This window comes from Ureibacillus xyleni (genome assembly GCF_900217795.1).
GTDB classification, from domain to species: Bacteria; Bacillota; Bacilli; order Bacillales_A; family Planococcaceae; genus Ureibacillus; species Ureibacillus xyleni.
Map to the genome: position 1 here is coordinate 23,367 of NZ_OBMQ01000003.1, position 23,883 is coordinate 47,249.

The following is a 23,883-nucleotide window of genomic DNA, read 5'->3' on the forward strand; positions in this document are numbered from 1 at the left end:
ATTTTTGTGATGCAAAATTTGTCGAAATATACTATTTTATGAAAATAAAATAATATCCCTTTTATAATATTCTGACTACATATTTATTATATAAAAATTTGGTATGATGTAGATCAGACAATTTGGTCAATTCCCCATTATGAAATTTATAAACGACTGCTTGAGGAAAATAAAAAATCCAGCTAAATCCATTCACCCATTCCTCAAAATTTTTTTCGTCAAAATTTCTTAAAAAATATTTGTCATACAATACTTTTGTCATATTAATAAATGAATCATTCACAACGTACTTTCTAGTAGAAAAGTCATACTCAGGGTGTATAACTTGATTTTGGTCATAAAGGTGCATTGTACTAGATGCTTTATCTACAGCCACTTCTACTACACCAATCTCATCAAAAATATTTAACCCTCGATACTCTATTTCAAAAACACCTGTCATCATTTTGCTCCTTAATTTTCGTATTTACTTTTTTAATATATCAAATTACTACAACACTTTAAAAATCCTCAACTATTACACTCATAAATATAGTGGAAAAAGAATATATAACTAGAAAAATAACATTTTCTCTAAATAATTTTTGGAGGGAGGATTTTTATGAATGTTGAATTGCTAAAAAAGAATGATTTAATGAAGAAAAACACGATATTAATGATTGTATATGGACTTGCTGCTACTTTAGGAGGGCTTGCCCAATTTATCATTGGACGTCCAATCGGTATTGCACTGTCATTATTTATTCCTGTTTTTATTACGCTAGCTACTTATTTCTTGCAACGGAAAATAGAAACGATTCGTCCTATCTTTCCTTACGTTGTATTAATTTTTGGCGTAATTACTGTCTTCGGTATTATTTTTAGTTATAAAGTAACTTTAGCAACGATTGTTTTAAGCTTTTTCGTTTTATTTTTAAGTAGTATTCACAATAAGATATCTGTATTTATATTCGGTTTTATCGGTTCATTCTTTTGTTTAATTCTAAATGTTACCCTTGATTCTACAGGGTTTATGTTAGAACCAGCGAATGTGTTTGTTGTTCATATTTTAATGAGTGTCGGAATCCTTCTACAAGTCCGACAAAACAAGAGACTACTTAATAATATTGAGTCGTTAATAGTAGAAACTAGTGAGATGGCGTTAAAAGAACAAAACTTACACCGTCATCTGGAAATTGCCGTAGAAAATATTAATACAAAACTCCAAACTATTACTACTAGCATGACAAAAGCTTCAACGGCACAAAATGAAATGCTCGCATCAATTCAAGAAGTAAGTGCTGGGTCCAGTAGTCAATCCAATTATGTTGGTAAAATTGTTCAAAGTATCGAAGCCACATCGTCAGAAATAACGTCGATGTTAAGTCAGCTAAACCAAATTGTAAAAAGTGTTGATAATGCTAGTCAGAGTGCAACCATTGGCAACGATGTGATTCATCAACTTAAAATTGAAATTGACTCATTTAAATCATTTTTTTACCAACTTAATGAGACGTTTTTGCATCTTTCAAAGAAAATCGACGAGACAAATCAATTTACTTCAGACATACAAAAAATTACAACCCAAACAAATCTGCTTGCTTTAAATGCATCAATTGAAGCTGCAAGAGCTGGAGATCACGGGAAAGGATTTGCAGTTGTTGCAGATGAAATAAGAAAATTGGCCAGTATAACAGATCAGACGTTAGTGAAAATTGATGAAAATTTAGACCAAGTTAATAGTTATAATAAAGATACACTTCAGAATTTGACGAACGGTTTAGAACGTATTTCCTCACAAATTGAAACAGCAGAACAATCAAACGAGACATTTACGCAACTATTTCATGCGATGGCACAATTGCAAAAAGAAATTACAGACTTCACATACGCTGTAAATATCATCGAGAATAATAGTAAAGAAATACAAGACAGCACTAACGAATTTGCAGCTATCATAGAACAAAGCTCGTCTGCAATTGACCAACTTAACGGCATTCTTAATGAAGTCAATAAGGAACATCAACAAATAACTAAATTCGTCGAGGAAACATATAAAGAAACGACCAATATTCGAAAATAAAATGTAAGAAAGGTGCGCCCGAATTATTCTGGTCGCACCTTTACCATTTATTGATTTACTCTTGTTATTTTTATATCTTTTAAAATTTCATTAATCACCCAACTAGCTGCTATTAATCCGGCAACAGAAGGACAAAATGCATTTGAAGAAGGTGGCATTTTTGCTTTACGAATTTGAGCATCAGGGTTTCCTACTTGTTCAACAACTTCTGGTCGAGCAATAATTGGCGACTCATCTGAGAACACAACTGTGACTCCTTTTCGTATTCCTTCTTTACGTAGTTTCGTACGGATTACTTTTGCAAGTGGGTCTGTATGTGTTTTAGAAATATCTGCAATTTGGAACTTTGTTGGATCCATTTTGTTTGCAGCTCCCATACTTGAAATAATTGGGATATTTCGTTTTAAACATTCTTTCATTAGATGAATTTTATACATGACTGTATCCGAAGCGTCGATTACATAATCGATACCTAATTCAAAAAATTTCTCATATGTTTCTTCCGTATAGAACATATGCATATCAATTACTTCACAATCACGATTTATATCCGCAATTCGTTCTTTCATTACTGCAGATTTTGATTTTCCTACTGTCGATAAATAAGCAACTAATTGACGGTTAACATTTGTAATATCTACATTATCTTTATCAACTAAAATGATCCGACCAACACCACTTCTAGCACAGGCTTCTGCAGCAAAAGAGCCAACTCCACCCACACCTAGAATAGCAACTGTTGTATTTTTTAGCTTTTCTAAACCTTCTTTACCAATTGCGAGTTCGTTTCTAGAAAACTGATGTAACATGTTTTATGCCTCTCAATCTATATTTTACTAATCGGAATTATAACATATCAAAATAATGAAGTAAATTTACTTATAAGACGACCCAAACATGACACAATTAGAATGTGCAAAAGGTTCAAATAGATGATATCGTTACCGAAAAAATAAAACTCTCCTGCGATTTTACAGAAGAGTTTTGCATATTACGAATCCCGATTGTACCGTAACTCTTGTTGTTTTGAACCCACTACCCTTGCAGGTGGGTGCTCTCAATAACTTTTTAAACTTCCCTTGTGCGTTGAAGGGCTTGTTTGCCAAGTTAAAATTCGAACTCCCATTCGATTGTTGTTCGGTCAAAACTGTAATGTTTAGAGTCATTACGTGTAATTCAGGATTCGTGTTGTTATTATCTTATCATCAATTATCTGAATTTTCAATACAAATAAGAAAAAATATTAAAAATTTTTTATATTATACCTTAATTTGATAATTATTCTATTAAATTAATATTTTATAACTTTAGTTTAACAATAATTATACAAAAGAAGATAGTTTTTTATTATACCGTTTTCTACGTAATAGAGTAAAAGATTCGATAATATATTTTTTACTTTATGTTCTTTTTCCTAAGTTTCGCAAACAAAAAAGGCCATTCCATATTATTGGAACAGCCCTAAATTTAGTAATTAATCTTCTTTTTTCTTATTTACAGTTAAATTTAATTCTTGTAATTGTGCATCAGATACTTCACTTGGTGCTGAAGTTAATAGACAGCTTGCCGTTGCCGTTTTAGGGAATGCAATTGTATCACGTAAATTCGTACGTCCAGCAAGTAACATAACGAAACGATCTAGACCAAATGCGAGTCCTCCATGTGGCGGAACACCATATTCAAATGCTTCAAGTAAGAAGCCAAATTGTTCTTGTGCTTCTTCTTGAGTGAAACCAAGAAGCTTAAACATTTTCTCTTGTAGGTCACGTTCAAAAATACGTAAAGAACCACCACCAAGCTCATAACCATTTAATACGATATCGTAAGCTTGTGCACGTACACTTGCAGGATCTGTATCCATTTTTTCAATATCTTCATCAAATGGACGTGTAAATGGATGGTGAGCTGCTGTGTAGCGACCAGCTTCTTCATCATACTCAAGTAATGGCCAATCCGTAACCCAAAGGAAAGCATATTTAGATTCGTCGATTAAGTTTAACTCTTTCCCTAATTTATTACGTAATGCACCTAATGAAGCTGCTACTACAGATGGTTGATCCGCTACAAATAAAAGTAGATCTCCCGCTTCTGCATTTGTTGCATTCATTAAGTTTTCCGCAATTTCACCTTCAAAGAACTTCGCGATAGGACCATTTAATCCTTCTTCTGTTACTTTTAACCACGCCAAACCTTTTGCTCCATAAATTGCAACAAATTCAGTTAATGCATCAATATCTTTACGAGAATATTTGTCTGCATTTCCTTTTACGTTAATTGCTTTGACTTCTCCACCGTTTTCTACAGTTGAAGCGAATACTTTAAATGAAGAATCTTTTACAATTTCAGAAAGTTGTACAAGTTCAAGTCCGAAACGTACATCCGGTTTATCTGAACCGTAACGATCCATCGCTTCTTTATAAGGCATACGTGGGAATGGAAGTTGAACTTCTACCCCTTTTGCTTCACGCATTACAGTTTGAATTAAGCGTTCGTTCATCTCAATAATTTCGTCCATCGACATAAATGAAGTTTCAATATCCACTTGTGTAAATTCTGGTTGACGATCTGCACGTAAATCTTCATCACGGAAACAACGTGCAATTTGGAAGTACTTTTCAAATCCAGATACCATTAATAATTGTTTAAATAATTGAGGTGATTGTGGTAATGCATAAAATTCACCATCATGTACACGAGATGGCACTAAATAGTCACGAGCGCCTTCTGGAGTTGATTTTGTTAAAATTGGTGTTTCCACTTCTAAGAACCCTTCAGTTTGTAAGAAGTTTCGGATAGAACGCGTAATGTCTGAACGCAATTTAAACGTGTTGTACATTACAGGTCGACGTAAATCTAGATAACGATATTTTAAACGGAGATCTTCCCCAATTTCCACTTTGTCATCAATTGCAAATGGAGGGTTTTTTGCTTCGTTAATGATTGTAATGGATGAAGCCACAACTTCAATTTTACCTGTTTTTAGGTTTGGGTTTACTTGGCTTTCATCACGAAGTACGACTTTCCCTTCTACTTCAATAACGTATTCATTTCGGATTTTATCCGCAATTGCTAAAGCATCTTTTGCTTCATCGCCAAATACAACCTGAACGATACCAGTACGATCACGAACATCGACGAAAATTAATCCACCTAAGTCACGACGTCTTTGTACCCATCCTTTTAAGACAACTTGTTGCTCCTGATGTTGTTCTGAAATTTCACCGCAAGCATGCGTTCTTTGAGCCATTTTTCATTTCCTCCAATTTTTACGACAAAAATTTATTTATGTTCTAGTAAATAGTTCACTAAATTATGGAATTCTATCTTTTCCTGGTTACCCGATTCCATTTCTTTTACGTTTACTGCGTTTTCTTCAAGTTCAGATTCACCAATGACGATGACAAATTTCGCGCCTAATCGATCAGCAGACTTCATTTGCGCTTTCATTTTACGATCAACGTAATCCATGTCAGCGGCGATTCCTTTTGTTCGGAATGAACTAATTAATTCAGCTGATTTTAATTTTGCTTCTTCGCCAATTGCTACGACATAAATATCTAGTGCATCTCCAACTTCAAGTTCAACACCTTCAGCTTCCAGTGCTAACAGAAGTCGTTCAATCGACATTGCAAATCCGATTCCTGGTACATCTGGTCCGCCAATATCTTCTACTAGGCCATTGTAGCGACCGCCACCACATAGCGTTGTAATTGCACCGAATCCCTGCGCTGTGCTCATAATTTCAAAGGCTGTATGATTGTAATAATCTAATCCACGTACTAAGTTTGGATCCACTTCATATTGAATCCCTAATACGTCTAAATAATTTTTCACCTGATTGAAATATTGTGCTGAAGATTCAGTTAAATAGTCTGTTAGTGCAGGTGCTGTACTCATTAATGGATGTTCGTGGTCTTTTTTACAATCTAAAATACGTAAAGGATTTTTTTCTAAACGATTTTGACAATCTGAACAGAATTCTCCAATACTCGGTTCAAAGTGTTTGATTAGAGCCGTGCGATGCGCATCTCTCGTTTCTTTATCGCCTAATGAATTAAGCACTAATTTTAAATCTTTTAATCCAACTGTTTGATAAATATCCATTGCCAACGAAATGACTTCTGCATCAATGGCAGGATCCGCACTTCCAATGGCTTCAACACCGTACTGAACGAATTGACGATAGCGACCTGCTTGTTGGCGTTCGTAACGGAACATAGGGCCCATATAAGATAGTTTTACTGGTTGGTCTGGATATCCAAACATTTTATGTTCAACATAAGCGCGTACTGCAGCAGCTGTTCCTTCTGGTCTAAGTGTAAGTGAACGCCCTCCACGATCATCAAACGTATACATCTCTTTTTGAACAATATCCGTTGTATCGCCAACTCCACGTTGGAATAGTTCCGTTTGTTCAAAAATTGGTGTACGAATTTCTTTATAACGGTATACCCGACTTAATTCACGTAGAACCGATTCAACTTTTTGCCATTTTGGTGTTTGTTCAGGCAATATATCTTGCGTTCCTCTAGGTACTTTAAAAGCCATATTATGATTACTCCCTTCTATACAATTGTCATATTAGAATGCAGATAGAAAACAAAATGTCAAAATAAAAAAGCTTTCATCCCATGCATTATGCAAGGGACGAAAGCTTGAATTCTTCCGCGGTTCCACCCTAGTTGATGTACAAAAGACGTACACCCTCTTCATTACGGATAACGGCCGTTTCCGTTTTTCCCTACTAAGTATGGTACTTTTCGAGAAAAAACCTCCCAAGTGTTGTTCACATCTACTTACTGTAGGAAAGATTTCAGCCAAGTCTTTCCCTCTCTTGTCAGCATTGGTAATTGCTACTTTCTTGATCATTGGTAATTAAAATTTTTCACATTAAACTTATATTAGTCAAGTAAATCATTGTTGTCAACTACTTTTGGCTAGCTTCCCCTTCTAATTCATAATACCTAGATACAATAGTGCAAATTAAGGGTGGTTTTAGCTCATAATTGATTTTACAATAAGAAGTATATGTTAAACTCACATTATTTAACCAGTACAATAAAGGTAGGTAAAATATGAAAAAGAAAATATTACCCTTTATTCTAACGATTACACTTTCATTTACTTCACTTTCCTATTATTCTCTTCACTCCAATCTAGTATATGCAAATAATGATGCAAAAGCGGATTTAATCGTTTCAGCAGAAAAATTATATTTAAGAGAAGGACCAGGACTATCTTATCCGATTTTGACTACATTAACAGAAGGTCAGAAATTACAGTTTATCGAAAAACAAAGTGATTGGTATCATGTGAAATTTCAAGATTATGAAGGGTGGGTCGCATCTTGGCTTACCTCTTCAATGGATAAAGAAGATGAATCAGCATCTACGAATAAAACAATCATTTCTCAAGTAGACCATTTGAATTTACGGGCAGAACCAAGTATAACATCACCTGTTATTAATCAATTAAACATGGGCAATGAGGCGACAGTAATTCAACAACAAGATAACTGGTTTCAAGTCGTTTTCAACGGAACAACTGGCTGGGTGGCTACACAATATGTGTCTATTAAAAACAATGACGATTTAGAAGAACAAGAGCCTAAAAATGTTGAAATGGAAAAATCACCTTCAGAGGCGCAGGTTGAAATTGATCCTAACGCTTTTACAATTACAGTTGATGCAGTGAATATTCGAAAAAAACCTAATCTATCCTCAAAAAAAATAGGTATTGGAAAAAAAGGCGAACAATATGAAGTGTTGGAGCGGGATAACAATTGGGTAAAAATCAAAATTGGTAATAAAAAAGGGTGGGTTTATAGTTTTTATGGAACATTTAATGTAAATCAAACCGAAACTATCACAAATGAGAAAGAACAAAGTGAAAATCCCGCTTCTATTAATTTTGTGACAGTTATATATAATGGGACAAACCTTCGAGAAGCACCATCAACGTCGTCGAATGTAGTTGTCCATGCTAATGCTGGGGAAAAGTACAAAATAGTAGGGGCAGACGGCGATTGGTTTGAAGTAGAAATTAACCGGGATACGACTGCATTTGTTGCAAATTGGGTTGTTTCTTTGAATGAAGAAAATGCTAAGATTGAAAAAGAATCAGAAAAAAGTAAAAAAGAAGAACGTAAAGAAGGAACATTAAAAGGAGTCACAATCGTTATCGACCCGGGACATGGTGGTAATGATATGGGAACTACAGGTGTTCGAGGCACTGAAGAAAAAGATATTAATATTAAAACTGCAGAATTATTAACATCTAAACTAAGAGCTAGTGGTGCAGAAGTGATTCTAACTCGTGAATCTGATATTTACGTGGATTTACGTAAACGCGTATCGATATCACATCAATATGCCGCTGATGCCTTTATTAGTATTCATTATGATGCAACAGAAGATAGTTCAATATCTGGATTTACAACTTATTATATTAATGATTATCAACAAAACTTAGCTCAATACGTCCATGAAGGTCTTGCCGAAAAAGTAAGCTTGCGAGATCGTGGTGTACAACCTGGCAATTATTTAGTTTTACGAGAAAACAAACAAAATGCGATTTTAATAGAATTAGGCTATTTAAGTAATCCAAATGAAGAAAGAATCGTGACGACAGATGTTTATCGTGAACAGGCAACATTAGGTATTTACCAAGGTATCTTAAACTACTTTGATAGTCAATTAGAATAAGAAAAACAGGCTGACTTCGATTGTTTTTATCGAGTCAGCCTCCTTTTATTTACTTTTTGATTCTACAATAACCGTAACAGGACCATCATTGACGAGCGCCACATCCATCATTGCACCAAAGATACCCGTTTCTACCTTTAACCCTAACTTTCTAAGCTCTTCATTAAAGGAATCCCATAAAGGATATGCCACTTCAGGACGTGCTGCTTCGATAAAACTCGGTCTTCTTCCTTTACGAGTATCCCCATAAAGCGTAAATTGCGACACCGAGAGTATGTCTCCCCCGTGTTCTAAAATCGATTTATTCATTTTGCCTTCTTCATCTTCAAAAAGACGGATTTCCGCAACTTTTTTTGCAACATACTTTACATCTTCTAATGTGTCAGTATGAGTTAAACCTACAAGTAAAACGTAACCATATTCAATGGCACCAGCAACTTTTTCTTCAACTGTTACTGATGCTTTTTTACTACGTTGGATAACGACTCTCATGTTTATTACCTCTAAATCTAATTGATAACACGTTGAACAGAATAAATATCTGGCAATTGTTTTATCCGTTCAACAACTTTATGCAATCCTGTAATGTTTGAAATACTTATTGTTAAGTGAATTGTTGCAATTTTATCGTGATCTGCTCTACCAGTTACAGCAAGGATATTCGTTTTTGCTTCTGTTACTGCATGCATCACATCATTCAAAATACCTGGGCGATCAAAAGCAGATACCTCTATATCCACAGGGTATTCTTTTCGACTTGGTGCTTCACTATGTTCCCATTCTACTTCAATAAGGCGATCTGCATGGTCTCCCTCTTGTATATTCGGACAATCGGCACGGTGTACTGAAACACCACGACCTTTTGTAATGAAACCAACAATTTCATCACCCGGTACTGGGGTACAACAACGAGATAAGCGAATTAAGAGATTTTCAATTCCTTTTACAATAACCCCAGACTCTGTTCTACGTCTTTTAGAAGAGGCATTTTGCATTTCTTTTACGATTTTTTCAAGAGCTTCTTCTTGTTCACGCTCACGACGTTTTTTCTCAGCCAAACGATTAACAATTTGTAAAGGAGTAATTCCCCCAACACCAACAGCTGCATATAAATCATCTTCATTTGTATAATTTAATTTATCTAAAACACGCTTAATGTTTTCAGACGATAGAACTTCCTTTAAATCATAGTCTTGTGCTTTTATTTCTTTCTCTACAAGTTCTTTCCCTTTAACTATATGTTCTTCACGTAAATGCTTTTTGAAAAATTGTTTAATTTTATTTTTGGCTTGGGAACTTTGGGCTAACTTTAACCAATCACGACTTGGCCCGAAAGATTGTTTTGAAGTTAAAATTTCAATTATATCCCCCGTTTTTAAAGGCGTATCAAGGGGTACCATTTTTCCATTTACCTTTGCACCAATTGTTCGATTTCCAACCTCTGAGTGTACTCTGTAGGCAAAATCGATTGGGACAGAACCCGCTGGAAGTTCAATCACTTCCCCTTTAGGCGTGAAGACATAAACCATATCCGAAAATAAATCGAATTTTAATGATTCCATAAATTCTTCCGCGTTAGACGATTCATTTTGGAATTCTAAAATTTCACGGAACCAAGTTAATTTTTGGTCAATGCTTTCCTTGTTATTATTTATATTTTTTCCTTCTTTATATGCCCAGTGAGCAGCAATCCCGTACTCAGCTATTTGGTGCATATCTTTTGTACGGATTTGAACTTCTAACGGATCGCCATATGGTCCAATCACTGTTGTATGTAGGGATTGATATAAATTTTGTTTTGGCATAGCAATGTAGTCTTTAAAGCGACCGGGCATTGGCTTCCAAAGAGTATGGACAATTCCTAATACAGCATAACAATCTTTAATGCTATCTACTAAAATGCGGACAGCAAGCAAGTCATAAATTTCATTAAATTGTTTATTTTGTAAAACCATTTTTCGATAAATGCTATAAATATGTTTTGGTCGACCATATATTTCAGCATCGATTTCTACATCTTTTAATTGAGATTTTATTTCATCCATTACATTATCCAAATAAGCTTCTCGCTCAACTCTCTTACGTTTCATAAGGCTGACGATTCGATAGTATTGTTGTGGATTTAAATATCGTAGTGCTGTATCTTCAAGCTCCCATTTAACTTTAGAGATACCAAGGCGATGGGCGAGCGGTGCAAAGATTTCTAAAGTTTCATTTGAAATCCGGCGCTGTTTCTCAGCAGATAAATGTTTTAATGTACGCATATTGTGAAGGCGGTCTGCAAGTTTAATTAAGATAACTCGAATATCTTGCGCCATTGCAACGAACATTTTTCGGTGATTCTCAGCCTGTTGTTCTTTTTTCGATAAATATTTAATTTTTCCTAGCTTTGTAACCCCATCAACTAACATTGCAACTTCTTCACTAAATTCACGTACTAAGTCCTCACGAGTTACGATTGTATCCTCTACAACATCGTGAAGAAATCCTGCTGATACAGTTTCAGGATCCATTTGTAGTTCTGCTAAAATCCCCGCTACTTGGATTGGATGGATAATATACGGTTCACCAGAACTACGGAGCTGTTCTTTATGTGCTTCATTCGCAACTTCGTATGCCTTTTTTACGAAGGCGACATGTTCATCATTCATATAAGTTTTGACCTGCGCGAATACATCTTCGGGCGTCAAAATTTGCTCTTTCGCCATTAGTTGTCCACCTTGTTAAAAATTTTTCAAAATTGATATATAAATTTAATTGTATAAAAAGTATGTATAAAAAGTAAAGATAAGTCATAAAATCATTTTGCGATTTCGACAAATTAGAACAATTTTCGAACTTTTTTCTCTTTAGTTTATGAAAAACCTCTTTCAAAGTGATAAAAATCATGAAAGAGGTTGCTGTAATTAATATTCAATTAACGTTTTTACAGGGTAGTCGCCAATTTTATCTCGACCTTGTAAATCTTTAAGCTCAATAATAAATGCACACCCTGCAACAACACCGCCTAATTTTTCAATAAGCTGAATTGTCGCATCAACTGTACCACCTGTTGCTAATAAATCATCAACAATTAACGCTTTTTGACCTGGTTTAATTGCATCTTGGTGCATTGTTAATACATCTGTTCCGTACTCTAGTCCATATTCTACTTTCACAACTTCACGAGGTAGTTTTCCTTCTTTACGAACAGGTACAAAACCAATTTCTAACGCATAAGCAACAGGGCAACCTATGATAAACCCACGTGCTTCAGGACCTACAATAATATCTGCTCCTACTTCTTTCGCAAATTTTACGATTTCGTCTGCTGCATATTTGAAAGCTGGGCCGTTATCCATAATTGTTGTAATATCTTTGAAGCTAATACCTTCTTTCGGCCAGTTTTCTACTGTTGTGACATATTGTTTTAAATCCATTATCTATTTGTCCTCCTTAGGAATAATTATATTCCTTCATTCGATCGTTAAACCATTGTTTTAATTCTAAGTATGGTGCATATAAAAGGGTTTGTTCAATTTCAATTTGTTGCTCTCTTTTTTTATAGCACTGCGCTTCAGTTAATGCCCGTTTTGGTGCACTATTATCTACAGTTGTCAGACCATTATCTATTTTAACAAATCCTAACTCAAAAAACACGTTTGTCATGAATATTATTACTTCTGGATTTAGTCCAATATGTTTCGAAAGTTGATCGATATGTTGTCGTAAGTTAAATGCTGGTCGTTTTTTTAAGAATGAATAATACCATGCAAAATGTTCTCTCGTTGGCATACCATTAAAAAACTTAGAATCCTGTGCATGGAATATTGCATACACACGCTGTGGCTGCACATGGTATAAAATTTTTTCTAACTGTTCTAAAGTATCAGGTAAATCAAGGATAGCAATGTATTGAGAATTAATTTCTTCAGTATCCCCATTTTTCACTAAATTGATAGAGGAATTTATAATTGGTTTATACAATTCAATTGTCTTTTCATGGAACGCTACTACTGAACATTTGTCTAATGGAATAGAATGAATCCATTTTGAAATTTGGCTTTTTCCGCGATAATCGTATAATTGCCAATCATTTGTTTGAACATCTTCTATCATAAATTGTGGCTTTTTCTTCCCTTGCCATTCATTAATTTGTAAATCTCCTACAATCGATAAATTTACCCCATATGAAATTTCTTCGTGTAAATAGCCTTTATTAAACCCAATGGCATCGATTGTACCAAATTTGTCTTCTAATTCCATTTTCAAATGGTTTTCGCCTGCACCAATTTTACGCATGGAACGTACTTGAACATCTTGTAAGGCAAAAATTGGCTTAGCAAACCCTGTTCCAAACGGTCCGAGTTTTTTGATTTCTTCAATCGATTCAACTGTTATTTCATCTATTTCTACCGGAACATCAATTAACAGTTTTGGTACAAGCATTTCTTCTGTAAGGCATTCTACAGCTTGTTTATGAAGTCGTCTACGTATTTCATCAACATATTCTAATGGAAATGTCATACCAGCTGCCATTGGATGTCCGCCAAAGTGTGGTAGTAATTCTCGATTTTTCGCAAGTTCATTATACAAATGAAATCCTTCAATACTACGACCAGAACCCTTTGCTGTCCCTTTATCGAAATCGAGTGATAACACGATCGTAGGTTTATAATATTTTTCTACAAGTCTTGAAGCCACGATTCCTATGACACCTGGATTCCAACCTTCTTTTGCAACAACGATTACAAGAGAATTAGAGATATCCTCATTATTTTCAATCATTTCAATTGCTTGTTCTGTAATTTCATTGACGATTTCTTTTCGTTCAGTATTTTTTGTATTTAAGAGTTTGGCACCTTCTGTTGCTTCTAATTCACTTTCGCTCATTAAAAAGGTAACTCCCGGGGCAGCCGTTCCCAATCGTCCAATTGCATTTAATCGTGGACCAAAATAAAAACCGATGACTTCTTCATTGATCTCATTTTGCTTTACACTTGTTATGCTACATAATGTTTTTACCCAAGGATTAGGAGAGATTTTCAATTGTTTAATCCCCTGTTGAACGATATAACGATTTTCACCTACAAGCGGTACGAGATCGGCTATCGTCCCTATAGCTGCAAACTCATATAAATGTTCAGGTACTTCACCATATAATGCATGGGCTAATTTAAAGGCAACCCCTACCCCTGCTAATTCCCCAAAAGGATAATGCTTATCTGGAACGCGTGGATGAATAATGACATCTGCATCAGGTAATATATCTCCTGCTTCATGGTGGTCTGTTACAATGACATCCATTCCAAGTTCTTTTGCAATACGAATTGGTTCAATACCACTAATACCATTATCCACTGTAATGATTAATTGCACACCATCTTCATGGGCTTTTCGAAAAAGCTCTTCATTAGGACCATAACCGTGCGTAAAACGATTTGGTATACAAAAATCTACATCTGCACCTAAATCACGAAGCACATTCATCATGATTGTTGTACTTGTAATTCCATCTGCATCATAATCGCCGTAAACTAATATTTTTTCACCATTATTTAATGCTTTTTCAATGCGTTCTACTGCTTCTGCCATTCCGTGTAATAAATAAGGGTCATGTAACTGGTTTTCATCGATATGAAGTATGGATTTTGCTTTAGATGGAGTTTCGTAACCTCTTGATATTAAAATCTTTGCCGCTATGGAAGATATATTTAATTCATTTTGTAGTTGTGTAACTGTCGCTTCTTGTGGTTGATGAACAATCCACTGTTTTTTTGATTCGATCATTTTGTCACTTCCTCAATGACTAATTATACAAAAAAATATCGGTCTCTACTAACTTATAAATCATTTAAAATATTAGAAATCTTTTTCGCAAATAGAATTGACACTAAAAAAAGACAAAGTGCACTAAAACACTTTGTCTCTTTTACACGATGTTTACACAACTGGCTCGTCTGAACCCCATTGTTGTTTTTCTTTTTTCTCAACAACGGCACCTTTTTTACCCATTTCACGAGATTTTAAAGTGAACCAGACTTGAGCCGCAATACAGATTGATGAATACATCCCAGTAACTAAACCAATCAGTAATGCAATCGAGAAGTTACGAATCGCAGGAGCACCGAAAATTAATAATGCAACTACTACGATGATAACTGTTAAAACGGTATTAATTGAACGTCCCATCGTTTGACGAAGGGATTTATTTACGATATCAGCAAGTTCTTCCTTAGAGGTGATTTTACCTTTTCGATCAATATTTTCACGAATACGGTCAAAGGTAACAATTGTATCATTGATTGAGTAACCTACAATCGTTAAAATGGCCGCAATAAAAGTAATATCTACTTCTAAACGGAAAAGACTGAATATCGCTACCATGAAGAATACGTCATGTATTAATGAGATAATTGCCCCAACACCCATTCGCCATTCGAATCGGAAGGCAACGTAAATAATAATGCCTAAAGCGGCAATTGCAAGAGCTTTTATTGCATTTTTCACTAATTCTTGACCTACAGTTGGTGAAACAGTGCTAACACTAGGTTCGTGACCGTAGTCTTTAAGTACAGCAGCTTTTAAATCTAATATTTCTTTTTGACTCAAATCTTTTTTATATCGAATACTTGCATTGTTTTGTTCCTCGCCAGAAATGACTACATTTTCTGAAGGGAAGCCTATTTTATCTATATAATCTGTTATCTCATCTTGAGTAATTTTTTCATCTGCTAAAATTTCTACACGAGTACCACTAGAGAAGTCAATACCTAAGTTTAATTTAAACACTCCAAGGATAATTGCCCCAACTAGTAGAATAATAATTGAGAACGAGTAAAATTTCTTACGGTTATGAACGAAATCGAATCGATCGAAATTCGTTGATAAATCTAATGATTCTAAGCCTTCAGAAGCATCGTGAATTTTAGACTTACGAACTCCATAAAGGAATGGATTATCAAAGTAACCACTTTTTACAAGTAGACTCATTAGTATACGTGATAACCATACAGCAGTTACGAAACTTAGTACAATTGAAATCATTAATGTTGTTGCAAACCCTTTAACTGAGCTTGTTCCAAAGAAGAATAGAACGGCTGCAGCAAGTAATGTAGTTAGTTGCGCATCAACAATTGCCGATAACGATTGTTTCGAACCAAGATGGAATGCCTCTTTTACAGTTTTCCCTACTCGCAATTCTTCTCTAATACGCTCAGCAGTTAAAATGTTTGCATCCACTGCCATACCAATACCAAGAACAAGAGCTGCAATACCTGGTAATGTTAACACAGCATTAATGCCGTTAAATATTAATAATACTAAGTAAGTAAATACCGATAATGTAATAATCGAAATAAAACCTGGCAAACGATAATACAATACCATGAATAAGAAAATAACAAGAACACCAATTACACTTGCAAATACAGTACTTTTTAATGCTTGTTCACCAAATTGAGCACCTACAGAAGTTGAATAAATTTCTGTTAGCTTAACAGGTAAGGCACCTGCATTTAAAACACTTGCAAAGTCTTTTGTTTCTTGAACGGTAAAGTTACCGCTAATCATTACATCTGTTGTATTTAAAACTTGGTTAACAGATGCAGCAGAAATAAATTTTGGATCTGGTTTTTGTGATTCAGCTGCATACGAATCGACGCCTTCTTGGAAATCAAGCCAAACTACTAGAAAGTTTTGTCCAGCTGGCATTTGTGATACTTTGCTCGTAACATCTGCAAATTTAGAAGCATCTTTCAATGTTAACGTTACGATTGGACGGTTTTGTTGGTCAAAGGAAGCTTTTGCTCCACCTTCTTTTAAATCTGTACCATCTAATAACACTTTGTCGTTAACATCACGGAACGTTAAATTTGCCGTACTAGATAGCAATTCCCTAGCAGATGATTGATCGTCAATCCCTGCAAGTTGAACACGGATTCGATCTTCACCTTCAACCTGAATACTTGGTTCGCTTACACCAAACTGGTTGATACGATTGGAAAGGGCCGTTGTCGTATCCGTCATGACATCCTGAGTTATTTTTTGACCATCTTTTAGAGGTGAAACTTCATATAAAACCTCAAATCCACCTTGCAAATCAAGCCCGAGTTTTACGTCTTTTAAAACTCCCTGTACCGTTGTACCCATTGCCGCAAATAAGACGACAGCAACGAGGACAAAAGTAAAAATCCGGCTCTTTAATTTCATCTTAAAAATCCTCCTCAATGTGTGTATACATACCCCATGTATACACAAACACGCATAAAGCGATTTGCGCCAAAAATATGATAAAACCCAATTTGATTTGGTGTTGGAACCAAATCGATTATTTATGTAACACACTAATTATGAGTTACGAAAGCAAACCTGTCAAACTGAATCCGCATGGAATTATTTCTCAGTTTCCGAAGCCTTTGGATTGAGTAAATCCTTCAATTCATCATTATTAATTTCACTAAACCAATCGACAGCTTGAAATTGCTGAATTTGAAAATGACTCACAATATCTGACGCTTTTATTGTAAAAATCGTTGCAACGATTTCATGTAAATGAATCTCTTCAATTATTTGTTTCCGCCATTTTTTTTTAATACAAAAGTTCCAAATATCTTCTTTTGTAATGCTATCATACTCGTAATATTTGATTTCTTCTAACTTACTTTCTAATACTGGTAACACTTTTTTGTAAAGCTCTTCGTATTGAATCATAACATTCACCCCACCAGTAGTTTTAACTCTCGTCCCCTTTGCATACAGTTATTGTAGCTGATATTTCTTGAAATGAGAAGGGATTGAATGAATGGGATCGTTCGTTAAAGGTACAATTTTTCTAACGTTTGTCATCTTCTTATCGAAGCTTTTTGGCTTTATATATAGGATGCAATTCATGCGTGTTGCAGGAGAAGAAGCTGTAGGGATTTACATGACCTCCTATCCAGCTTTTGTTTTTTTTATTTCCCTCTTACAACTAGGCATTCCTATTGCACTAGCCAAAATTGTGGCCGAGCTTCATGCGAAAAGGCGAGATGGCCAATTAAAATCCGTCATGCAAACAGCAACGAGATGGTCGATTGTTTCAATTATTTTATTCGCACCAGTACTTTACTTCTTTATTCCATTTTTAGCAGGTACACTGTTACATAACGAAGCAACTAAATTAACGTTATATATCGCATTAGGTGCTGTTCCAATCGTTGTTTTCTCGGGATTGATTAGAGGTTACCTACAAGGGATTGCCATTATTTCTGCCACTGCATGGTCTCAAATGTTAGAACAATTAGTACGCATCGGATTAATTACGATTTTATTACCATTATTTGCAACGCCTGAAAACCCTGCTCTAACTGCAGCGTATGCAATGGCCATTACAGCTGCCGGGGAATTAATCTCTTTTATCTATTTATATATCCATTATTCAATCAAGAAAAAAAGACCGAAACAATCGGAAAAAGTAAAACCTTATCCTGCCATGCCAATGATGCGTATTGCCGTTCCTTCAGCAGGGTCTCGATTGTTTGGTACTTTCACTTGGTTTTTAGAACCAATTGTATTTTTAAAAGCTTTAACTGTTTCGGGGTTAACAGCAGCTGGAGCGACAACTTTATACGGAATCATTTCAGGTGTACATATTCCGTTGTTATTATTCCCTTCATTTATTCCGAATGCTCTAGCGATTGTATTAATACCAGCTGTTAGTGATGCTGTTGCAAGAAGCAATCATCAATTATTAAATGAACGCATTGGTGTTTCATTACGTTTGTCATCAATTGTCGGTTGTTATGCTGCTACCTTCTTCTTTTTACACGGGGATGAGCTTGCAATGAGACTATTCCATTTGGAAGAGAATCGTGGATTTATGAGAATATTAGCTCCCATTTTTTATTTTTATTATATCCAAAGTCCGCTACATTCCATTTTACAAGCAGTGGATGAGGCTCGACCTGCTATGATGAACTCAATTTACGGGGGACTTGGAAAATTGTTTGTTATGTTTGTACTAGCCTCCCAAACTTTTATCCAAGAATTTGGGGCAATTATTGCAATTGGATTTGGCGTACTAATTACTTCATTTTTACACATCGCTACTCTACGCCAACATAAAATGATTGCAGCTGGATTTAGGTTTTTTGCTATTCCGTATGGGATCTTTATATTAATTTGCGTTGTACAAACCTTTGCAAAGCCTTATTTTTCCTTTGATTTTTGGACAAATAGTGCAATTACATTAATTTTATTAACTATCATGCTTTTATTAACTAATCAACTTAAATGGCGCGACTTCAGCTATTTAAAGTCCATTATTTCCAGACGATCGTAATTGCACGTGTAGTTCGTTATTTTCGTAACAGCAATAAAAAATTTGTTCGATATCGTTATATCCCTTTTCAGCTAATTGTTGTAAGAGCCAATCTTTATCCTGCTGTATATAATTTAAATGATTTTCAACGATGTAACCATCAACTATTAGTGGAAAAATGAGTGGATCATCACTTTTTAAAAAAATTGATAATTTCCCTGAAGGTTCAAGAAAAGCATAAGCAATTTGTTGTACAGATGGAATTCTCTCTTCACGCATTTGTTGGAATAAGTCATCGAGATTGTATCTTTGTTTTCTCATCTCTTCTTGATTAATAACGCCATTATGCACAATAACAGAAGGGTCTCCATCAATAAGATCGCGAACTTTTTTACTTTTCAACGTGATAAGAGAATTTAAATATTGAATCGCTAAAAGAATAACAATGGGAAATACATTTTGAAAAACAGGTTTATCAACGTCTTCAATTGCAAAGGCAACACATTCTGCAATTAATACAAAAACGACTAAATCCATAATACTAAGTTCGCCCACTTCCCGTTTACCCATTAAACGGAAGACGATTAAAATAAATATATATAGAAAAATGGTACGTAAAAGAAGTTCCCAATAAATTTCCATGTTGATATAACCTCCCTATCTTTCATCATTCTAGGCACAACAAAAAAGGACTATTCAAAAAAAAAAGCTTTCGAGATTGTTTGTTATTTTTTAATTAGAATAAGAAAAAATCTGCCTTCTTTCTTTTTGAATGATAGTGCAGATTTTTTATTTGTATTTACTATTTATGCAACCTAGAAAATCATAATTAATTTATATTAAAAATAATAGAAAAATACACATTCAAATATTCAATAAATAACAAAATTAATTCTTAAGTCTACCCATCTTTTTGAATCCATTAGATAATTCATATCAATTTTATTTGAAATAACAATATACTATTTTAAATTTCCACTTTTTGCCATAACTAAGTCAGCAGAACTAACAAACGAAAAATGCTAATCATGCTTATGGTGCAACTAAGCAACAATTGAACACATTACAACTAATTGGTTCCGTTACCGATGAGTCGTGCAAGTTGTAGGCAAAATATCAGTTATAATTTTGATAATGCCTTATTATCAAAAAAAACCACTAATTACGGAGCTTGTCCGAAAATTAGTGGTTTTTTATTATTCAGTAATAACGCGGCCAATTGCTTGACGCTCAAATTTTAAACGTGTGTTTCCATCTACAATAATAACAACCGTTGTATCTTCAATCGCTTCAACTTCACCATGAAGACCACCAATTGTTACAACACGATCTCCTCGTTTTAAACTGCTTTGCATTTGAGTAGTGGCTTTTTGCCTTTTTTGTGCAGGTCGAATTAAAATAAACCACATCGCAACGAACATAATTAGGATTGGTAGTAAGCCTGTTAGCGTATCGCCCATGTATAAATCCCCCTTTCTAAATCTCACTTAGATAAGTATAGTATAAAATCAGTATAAAAAGCGATTTCAAAATACTATTTTTATGAAAGAAATAATAATTTTTATAAATGAACCAATATTTTCAATTTAGAAATTCTTAGCATCTGGTTTATTAAATCCATATTTTTCAAAGAATTCTTCTCGGAAGTCACCTAGTCGATCTTCACGGATTGCTTGTCTCACTTGTTCCATTAAATTTAATAAGAAATGTAAATTATGATAAGTTGTTAAACGAATACCGAATGTTTCTTCAGTTCGAATTAAATGACGAACATAAGCACGTGAATAATTTTTACATGTATAACAATCACAATTCGGATCAATTGGACCAAAATCACGAGCATATTTTGCATTTTTTACAACTAAACGGCCTTCTGATGTCATTAATGTACCATTCCGCGCAATACGCGTTGGTAATACGCAATCAAACATATCGACTCCACGAATAGCACCGTCAATTAATGAGTCTGGTGAACCTACCCCCATTAAATAACGTGGCTTATTGGCAGGTAATAAAGGTGTTGTATACTCTAGCATACGGTTCATAATATCTTTTGGTTCTCCTACAGAAAGACCACCAATCGCATATCCCGGGAAGTCAAGTTCAACTAATGCCTCTGCTGAACGTTTACGCAACTCTTCAAATTCTCCACCTTGAACGATGCCAAATAACGCTTGATCTTCTGGACGTTGATGTGCTTCTTTACAACGCTTTGCCCAACGTGTCGTACGATCAACAGATGCTAACATATAATCGTATGTTGCTGGGTATGGTGGACATTCATCAAAGGCCATCATAATGTCTGATCCTAAATCGTTTTGAATTTCCATCGCTTTTTCTGGACTTAAGAAAAGCTTGTCTCCATTTAAATGATTTCGGAAGTGAACACCTTCTTCTTCAATTTTACGAAATTCACTAAGGGAAAATACCTGGAATCCACCAGAATCAGTTAAAATTGGACGATCCCAGTTCATAAATTTATGCAGACCGCCAGCTTCTTTTACAATATCGTTTCCTGGTCGTAGCCATAAATGATATGTGTTCGATAAAATAATTCCTGCATTCATTTCTTTTAACTCTTCTGGTGACAGCGTTTTAACTGTTGCTTGTGTTCCAACAGGCATAAATGCAGGCGTTTCAAATGATCCATGGGGTGTATGGACAATCCCAAGTCTAGCACCTGTTTGTTTACATGTTTTAATTAATTCATAAGTTACTGCTGGTTTTGTCATAAAAAATAAAATCCTCTCTGAAAAAAATCCTTTGAATTATCGAATTGGGCGAATAAACATTGCATCACCAAAACTAAAGAATCTATATTTTTCCTCTACTGCTTTATTATACGCATTTAGAATAATTTCTCTAGAAGTTAGTGCACTCACTAACATAACTAATGTTGATTTTGGTAAATGGAAGTTTGTAATAAGTCCGTCAATTGCTTTGTAAACAAACCCTGGATAAATAAAAATGTTTGTCCATCCTTGTTCGGCACGTATTTCTCCATCGTATTTCTGTGCAATTGTTTCAAGGGTACGCGTTGATGTTGTTCCTACTGCTATTACTTTCCCACCATTTGCCTTTGTTCGATTAATCGTTTCTGCTGCTACGTCTGATACGCTATAAAATTCAGAATGCATATCATGGTTTTCAATGGAATCCACACTAACAGGGCGGAATGTACCTAGGCCAACATGTAGTGTAATAAAGACAATTTCCACACCTTTTTGTTTGATTTGCTCTAAAATTTCATTGGTAAAATGTAACCCTGCTGTAGGAGCAGCTGCAGAACCAATTTCTTTTGAGTAAACCGTTTGATAGCGTTCGCGGTCGTCTAATTTTTCATGAATATATGGTGGAAGTGGCATTTCTCCTAATTTATCCAAAATTTCATAAAAAATTCCATCATAAGAAAATTTAAATAATCTTCCACCATGATCAAGTTCACCAATACAAGTTGCTTTTAGTAAACCTTCCCCAAACGAAATCACCGTACCCACTTTTACTCGCTTTGCTGGTTTCGCTAATGTTTCCCATATATCTTCTTCACCTTGTTTTAATAACAGCAACTCAATATGGGCCCCTGTTTCCTCTTTAACACCCATAAGACGTGCTGGCATTACGCGTGTATCATTTAATACAAGGCAATCTCCACCGTGTAATTCATCTACAATATGTTTAAAGTTACTATGATCCACTTCCCCAGTTTTTCGATCAACAATCATTAACCGACTTGAAGTGCGATCTTCTAGTGGTGTTTGTGCAATTAATTCTTCTGGTAAATGGAAATCAAAATCTTCTACTTTCATCGTTTTCTTCCTTTTTTATGTTTGTTCTGGATAAGTATAACCAAAATGTTCGTATGCTATTTTTGTTGCTACACGGCCTCTTGGTGTACGCTGAATAAAGCCAATTTGTAATAAATAAGGCTCATATACATCTTCAATCGTAATCCGTTCTTCGCCAATCGATGCAGCCAATGTATCAAGCCCCACCGGACCCCCTCTAAACGATTCAATCATACTTATCATTAATTTATGATCAATATGGTCAAGTCCTTGAGGGTCAACTTGAAGAAGTTCTAGTGCTTGGCTTGCTAAAGGTAATGTAATTGAACCATCTCCAATTACTTGCGCATAATCTCGTACGCGCTTTAATAACCGATTTGCAATACGAGGTGTCCCACGGGATCGTTTCGCAATTTCCCTAGCTGCAAGATGGTTAATTTCTACACCAAATAGTTTACTACTACGTATAACGATTTCTACTAAAGAGTTTTCATCATAATATTCGAGACGCAGTAATACACCAAAGCGGTCTCTCAACGGTGCAGATAATGACCCTGCTCGCGTCGTAGCACCAACAAGCGTAAATGGTGGTAAATCAAGGCGAATGGAACGAGCTTCAGGACCTTTTCCTACCACAATATCAAGGCAAAAGTCCTCCATCGCAGGATATAGCACCTCTTCTATAGCGCGGGGTAGTCTGTGAATTTCATCAATAAACAGGACATCTCCCGGCTGAAGAGAACTGACGATTGCTGCCAAATCCCCTGGTCTTTCGATTGCAGGGCCACTTGTTAGGCGTATATTAACATCCATTTCATTTGCGATAACTGCTGCTAACGTCGTTTTTCCTAACCCTGGTGGCCCATAGAGCAAAACATGGTCAAGGCTTTCTTGACGAAGTTTGGCCGCTTCAATAAATATAGTTAGATTATCCTTAACCTTTTGCTGCCCAATATATTGCGAGATTTTTGATGGTCGGAGTGAAAGTTCAAATTGTTCATCAAATTCATTTGCTTCACTTGAAATGATTCGCTCTGTCATTTCTCTCCCTCC

18 protein-coding genes, 1 other RNA gene and 1 other annotated feature are annotated in these 23,883 nt (G+C 35.1%); of the genes, 3 read left to right on the forward strand and 16 right to left on the reverse strand.

Annotation, left to right across the window (positions count from 1 at the left end):
* Positions 1 to 61 precede the first annotated feature (61 nt).
* The gene (locus tag CRO00_RS05705; protein ID WP_097072717.1) at positions 62 to 442 is read right to left on the reverse strand and encodes a hypothetical protein; all 381 of its coding nucleotides are present in this window, start codon (positions 440 to 442) and stop codon (positions 62 to 64) included.
* 159 nt (positions 443 to 601) lie between these two features.
* Here CRO00_RS05705 and CRO00_RS05710 point away from each other — a divergent pair, with 159 nt between their 5' ends.
* Positions 602 to 2,062, forward strand: coding sequence for a methyl-accepting chemotaxis protein (locus tag CRO00_RS05710; protein ID WP_097072718.1), 1,461 nt, complete (start codon positions 602 to 604; stop codon positions 2,060 to 2,062).
* Between the two features lie 47 nt (positions 2,063 to 2,109).
* On the opposite strand, the gene CRO00_RS05715 is transcribed toward CRO00_RS05710, so the two are convergent.
* The 4 genes from CRO00_RS05715 to hisS all read right to left on the reverse strand — a co-directional run bounded on the left by CRO00_RS05715 (position 2,110) and on the right by hisS (position 6,610).
* Positions 2,110 to 2,871 carry a tRNA threonylcarbamoyladenosine dehydratase gene (locus tag CRO00_RS05715; RefSeq protein WP_097072719.1) on the reverse strand — a complete coding sequence of 254 codons (762 nt, stop codon included), beginning with the start codon at positions 2,869 to 2,871 and terminating at the stop codon, positions 2,110 to 2,112.
* A 184-nt stretch (positions 2,872 to 3,055) separates the two neighbouring features.
* A non-coding RNA gene (gene ssrS, locus CRO00_RS05720) (6S RNA) lies at positions 3,056 to 3,248 on the reverse strand.
* A gap of 288 nt (positions 3,249 to 3,536) precedes the next feature.
* Positions 3,537 to 5,309 carry an aspartate--tRNA ligase gene (aspS, locus tag CRO00_RS05725; protein WP_097072720.1) on the reverse strand — a complete coding sequence of 591 codons (1,773 nt, stop codon included), beginning with the start codon at positions 5,307 to 5,309 and terminating at the stop codon, positions 3,537 to 3,539.
* A gap of 32 nt (positions 5,310 to 5,341) precedes the next feature.
* Positions 5,342 to 6,610 (reverse strand): histidine--tRNA ligase, encoded by a 1,269-nt coding sequence (gene hisS, locus CRO00_RS05730; RefSeq protein WP_097072721.1) that lies wholly within the window; start codon positions 6,608 to 6,610, stop codon positions 5,342 to 5,344.
* 92 nt (positions 6,611 to 6,702) lie between these two features.
* Positions 6,703 to 6,940 (reverse strand) — a binding site (T-box leader).
* A gap of 197 nt (positions 6,941 to 7,137) precedes the next feature.
* On the opposite strand from hisS, the gene CRO00_RS05735 reads away from it, so the two are divergent.
* Positions 7,138 to 8,766, forward strand: coding sequence for an N-acetylmuramoyl-L-alanine amidase family protein (locus tag CRO00_RS05735; protein ID WP_097072722.1), 1,629 nt, complete (start codon positions 7,138 to 7,140; stop codon positions 8,764 to 8,766).
* Between the two features lie 45 nt (positions 8,767 to 8,811).
* Here CRO00_RS05735 and dtd read toward each other — a convergent pair whose 3' ends face one another.
* From dtd to CRO00_RS05765, 6 genes are all read right to left on the reverse strand, one after another.
* On the reverse strand, positions 8,812 to 9,258 hold the full coding sequence (gene dtd, locus CRO00_RS05740; protein WP_097072723.1) for a D-aminoacyl-tRNA deacylase: 447 nt from the start codon (positions 9,256 to 9,258) through the stop codon (positions 8,812 to 8,814).
* 17 nt (positions 9,259 to 9,275) lie between these two features.
* Complete coding sequence (locus tag CRO00_RS05745) at positions 9,276 to 11,474, reverse strand: RelA/SpoT family protein (RefSeq protein ID WP_097072724.1); 2,199 nt, start codon at positions 11,472 to 11,474, stop codon at positions 9,276 to 9,278.
* A gap of 198 nt (positions 11,475 to 11,672) precedes the next feature.
* The gene (locus CRO00_RS05750) at positions 11,673 to 12,185 is read right to left on the reverse strand and encodes an adenine phosphoribosyltransferase (protein ID WP_097072725.1); all 513 of its coding nucleotides are present in this window, start codon (positions 12,183 to 12,185) and stop codon (positions 11,673 to 11,675) included.
* Between the two features lie 16 nt (positions 12,186 to 12,201).
* Positions 12,202 to 14,535, reverse strand: a complete 2,334-nt coding sequence (recJ, locus tag CRO00_RS05755; protein WP_097072726.1) for a single-stranded-DNA-specific exonuclease RecJ — start codon at positions 14,533 to 14,535, stop codon at positions 12,202 to 12,204.
* A 153-nt stretch (positions 14,536 to 14,688) separates the two neighbouring features.
* A complete protein-coding gene (gene secDF / locus CRO00_RS05760) occupies positions 14,689 to 16,956 on the reverse strand; it encodes a protein translocase subunit SecDF (protein WP_097072727.1) in 2,268 nt (755 codons plus the stop codon).
* A gap of 183 nt (positions 16,957 to 17,139) precedes the next feature.
* Positions 17,140 to 17,457, reverse strand: a complete 318-nt coding sequence (locus CRO00_RS05765; RefSeq protein WP_097072728.1) for a post-transcriptional regulator — start codon at positions 17,455 to 17,457, stop codon at positions 17,140 to 17,142.
* Positions 17,458 to 17,548: 91 nt separating this feature from the next.
* Here CRO00_RS05765 and CRO00_RS05770 point away from each other — a divergent pair, with 91 nt between their 5' ends.
* Entirely contained in the window at positions 17,549 to 19,066 is a 1,518-nt protein-coding gene (locus CRO00_RS05770; protein WP_097072729.1) for a putative polysaccharide biosynthesis protein, read from the forward strand.
* On the opposite strand, the gene CRO00_RS05775 is transcribed toward CRO00_RS05770, so the two are convergent.
* The 5 genes from CRO00_RS05775 to ruvB all read right to left on the reverse strand — a co-directional run bounded on the left by CRO00_RS05775 (position 19,037) and on the right by ruvB (position 23,871).
* On the reverse strand, positions 19,037 to 19,687 hold the full coding sequence (locus CRO00_RS05775; RefSeq protein WP_097072730.1) for a DUF421 domain-containing protein: 651 nt from the start codon (positions 19,685 to 19,687) through the stop codon (positions 19,037 to 19,039). The genes CRO00_RS05770 and CRO00_RS05775 overlap by 30 nt on opposite strands.
* 554 nt (positions 19,688 to 20,241) lie before the next feature.
* Positions 20,242 to 20,505 (reverse strand): preprotein translocase subunit YajC, encoded by a 264-nt coding sequence (yajC, locus tag CRO00_RS05780; RefSeq protein ID WP_097072731.1) that lies wholly within the window; start codon positions 20,503 to 20,505, stop codon positions 20,242 to 20,244.
* 126 nt (positions 20,506 to 20,631) lie between these two features.
* The gene (gene tgt, locus CRO00_RS05785; RefSeq protein ID WP_097072732.1) at positions 20,632 to 21,777 is read right to left on the reverse strand and encodes a tRNA guanosine(34) transglycosylase Tgt; all 1,146 of its coding nucleotides are present in this window, start codon (positions 21,775 to 21,777) and stop codon (positions 20,632 to 20,634) included.
* Positions 21,778 to 21,813: 36 nt separating this feature from the next.
* Entirely contained in the window at positions 21,814 to 22,851 is a 1,038-nt protein-coding gene (gene queA, locus CRO00_RS05790; RefSeq protein ID WP_097072733.1) for a tRNA preQ1(34) S-adenosylmethionine ribosyltransferase-isomerase QueA, read from the reverse strand.
* Positions 22,852 to 22,866: 15 nt separating this feature from the next.
* Positions 22,867 to 23,871 (reverse strand): Holliday junction branch migration DNA helicase RuvB, encoded by a 1,005-nt coding sequence (gene ruvB / locus CRO00_RS05795; protein ID WP_097072734.1) that lies wholly within the window; start codon positions 23,869 to 23,871, stop codon positions 22,867 to 22,869.
* Positions 23,872 to 23,883: the final 12 nt, after the last annotated feature.

Excerpts from the sequence above, each read along its gene's own strand:
- CRO00_RS05705 (WP_097072717.1), bottom strand. The coding sequence starts at position 442 with ATGACAGGTGTTTTTGAAATAGAGTATCGAGGGTTAAATATTTTTGAT.
- CRO00_RS05710 (WP_097072718.1), top strand. The coding sequence starts at position 602 with ATGAATGTTGAATTGCTAAAAAAGAATGATTTAATGAAGAAAAACACG.
- CRO00_RS05715 (WP_097072719.1), bottom strand. The coding sequence starts at position 2,871 with ATGTTACATCAGTTTTCTAGAAACGAACTCGCAATTGGTAAAGAAGGT.
- aspS (WP_097072720.1), bottom strand. The coding sequence starts at position 5,309 with ATGGCTCAAAGAACGCATGCTTGCGGTGAAATTTCAGAACAACATCAG.
- hisS (WP_097072721.1), bottom strand. The coding sequence starts at position 6,610 with ATGGCTTTTAAAGTACCTAGAGGAACGCAAGATATATTGCCTGAACAA.
- CRO00_RS05735 (WP_097072722.1), top strand. The coding sequence starts at position 7,138 with ATGAAAAAGAAAATATTACCCTTTATTCTAACGATTACACTTTCATTT.
- dtd (WP_097072723.1), bottom strand. The coding sequence starts at position 9,258 with ATGAGAGTCGTTATCCAACGTAGTAAAAAAGCATCAGTAACAGTTGAA.
- CRO00_RS05745 (WP_097072724.1), bottom strand. The coding sequence starts at position 11,474 with ATGGCGAAAGAGCAAATTTTGACGCCCGAAGATGTATTCGCGCAGGTC.
- CRO00_RS05750 (WP_097072725.1), bottom strand. The coding sequence starts at position 12,185 with ATGGATTTAAAACAATATGTCACAACAGTAGAAAACTGGCCGAAAGAA.
- recJ (WP_097072726.1), bottom strand. The coding sequence starts at position 14,535 with ATGATCGAATCAAAAAAACAGTGGATTGTTCATCAACCACAAGAAGCG.
- secDF (WP_097072727.1), bottom strand. The coding sequence starts at position 16,956 with ATGAAATTAAAGAGCCGGATTTTTACTTTTGTCCTCGTTGCTGTCGTC.
- CRO00_RS05765 (WP_097072728.1), bottom strand. The coding sequence starts at position 17,457 with ATGATTCAATACGAAGAGCTTTACAAAAAAGTGTTACCAGTATTAGAA.
- CRO00_RS05770 (WP_097072729.1), top strand. The coding sequence starts at position 17,549 with ATGGGATCGTTCGTTAAAGGTACAATTTTTCTAACGTTTGTCATCTTC.
- CRO00_RS05775 (WP_097072730.1), bottom strand. The coding sequence starts at position 19,687 with ATGGAAATTTATTGGGAACTTCTTTTACGTACCATTTTTCTATATATA.
- yajC (WP_097072731.1), bottom strand. The coding sequence starts at position 20,505 with ATGGGCGATACGCTAACAGGCTTACTACCAATCCTAATTATGTTCGTT.
- tgt (WP_097072732.1), bottom strand. The coding sequence starts at position 21,777 with ATGACAAAACCAGCAGTAACTTATGAATTAATTAAAACATGTAAACAA.
- queA (WP_097072733.1), bottom strand. The coding sequence starts at position 22,851 with ATGAAAGTAGAAGATTTTGATTTCCATTTACCAGAAGAATTAATTGCA.
- ruvB (WP_097072734.1), bottom strand. The coding sequence starts at position 23,871 with ATGACAGAGCGAATCATTTCAAGTGAAGCAAATGAATTTGATGAACAA.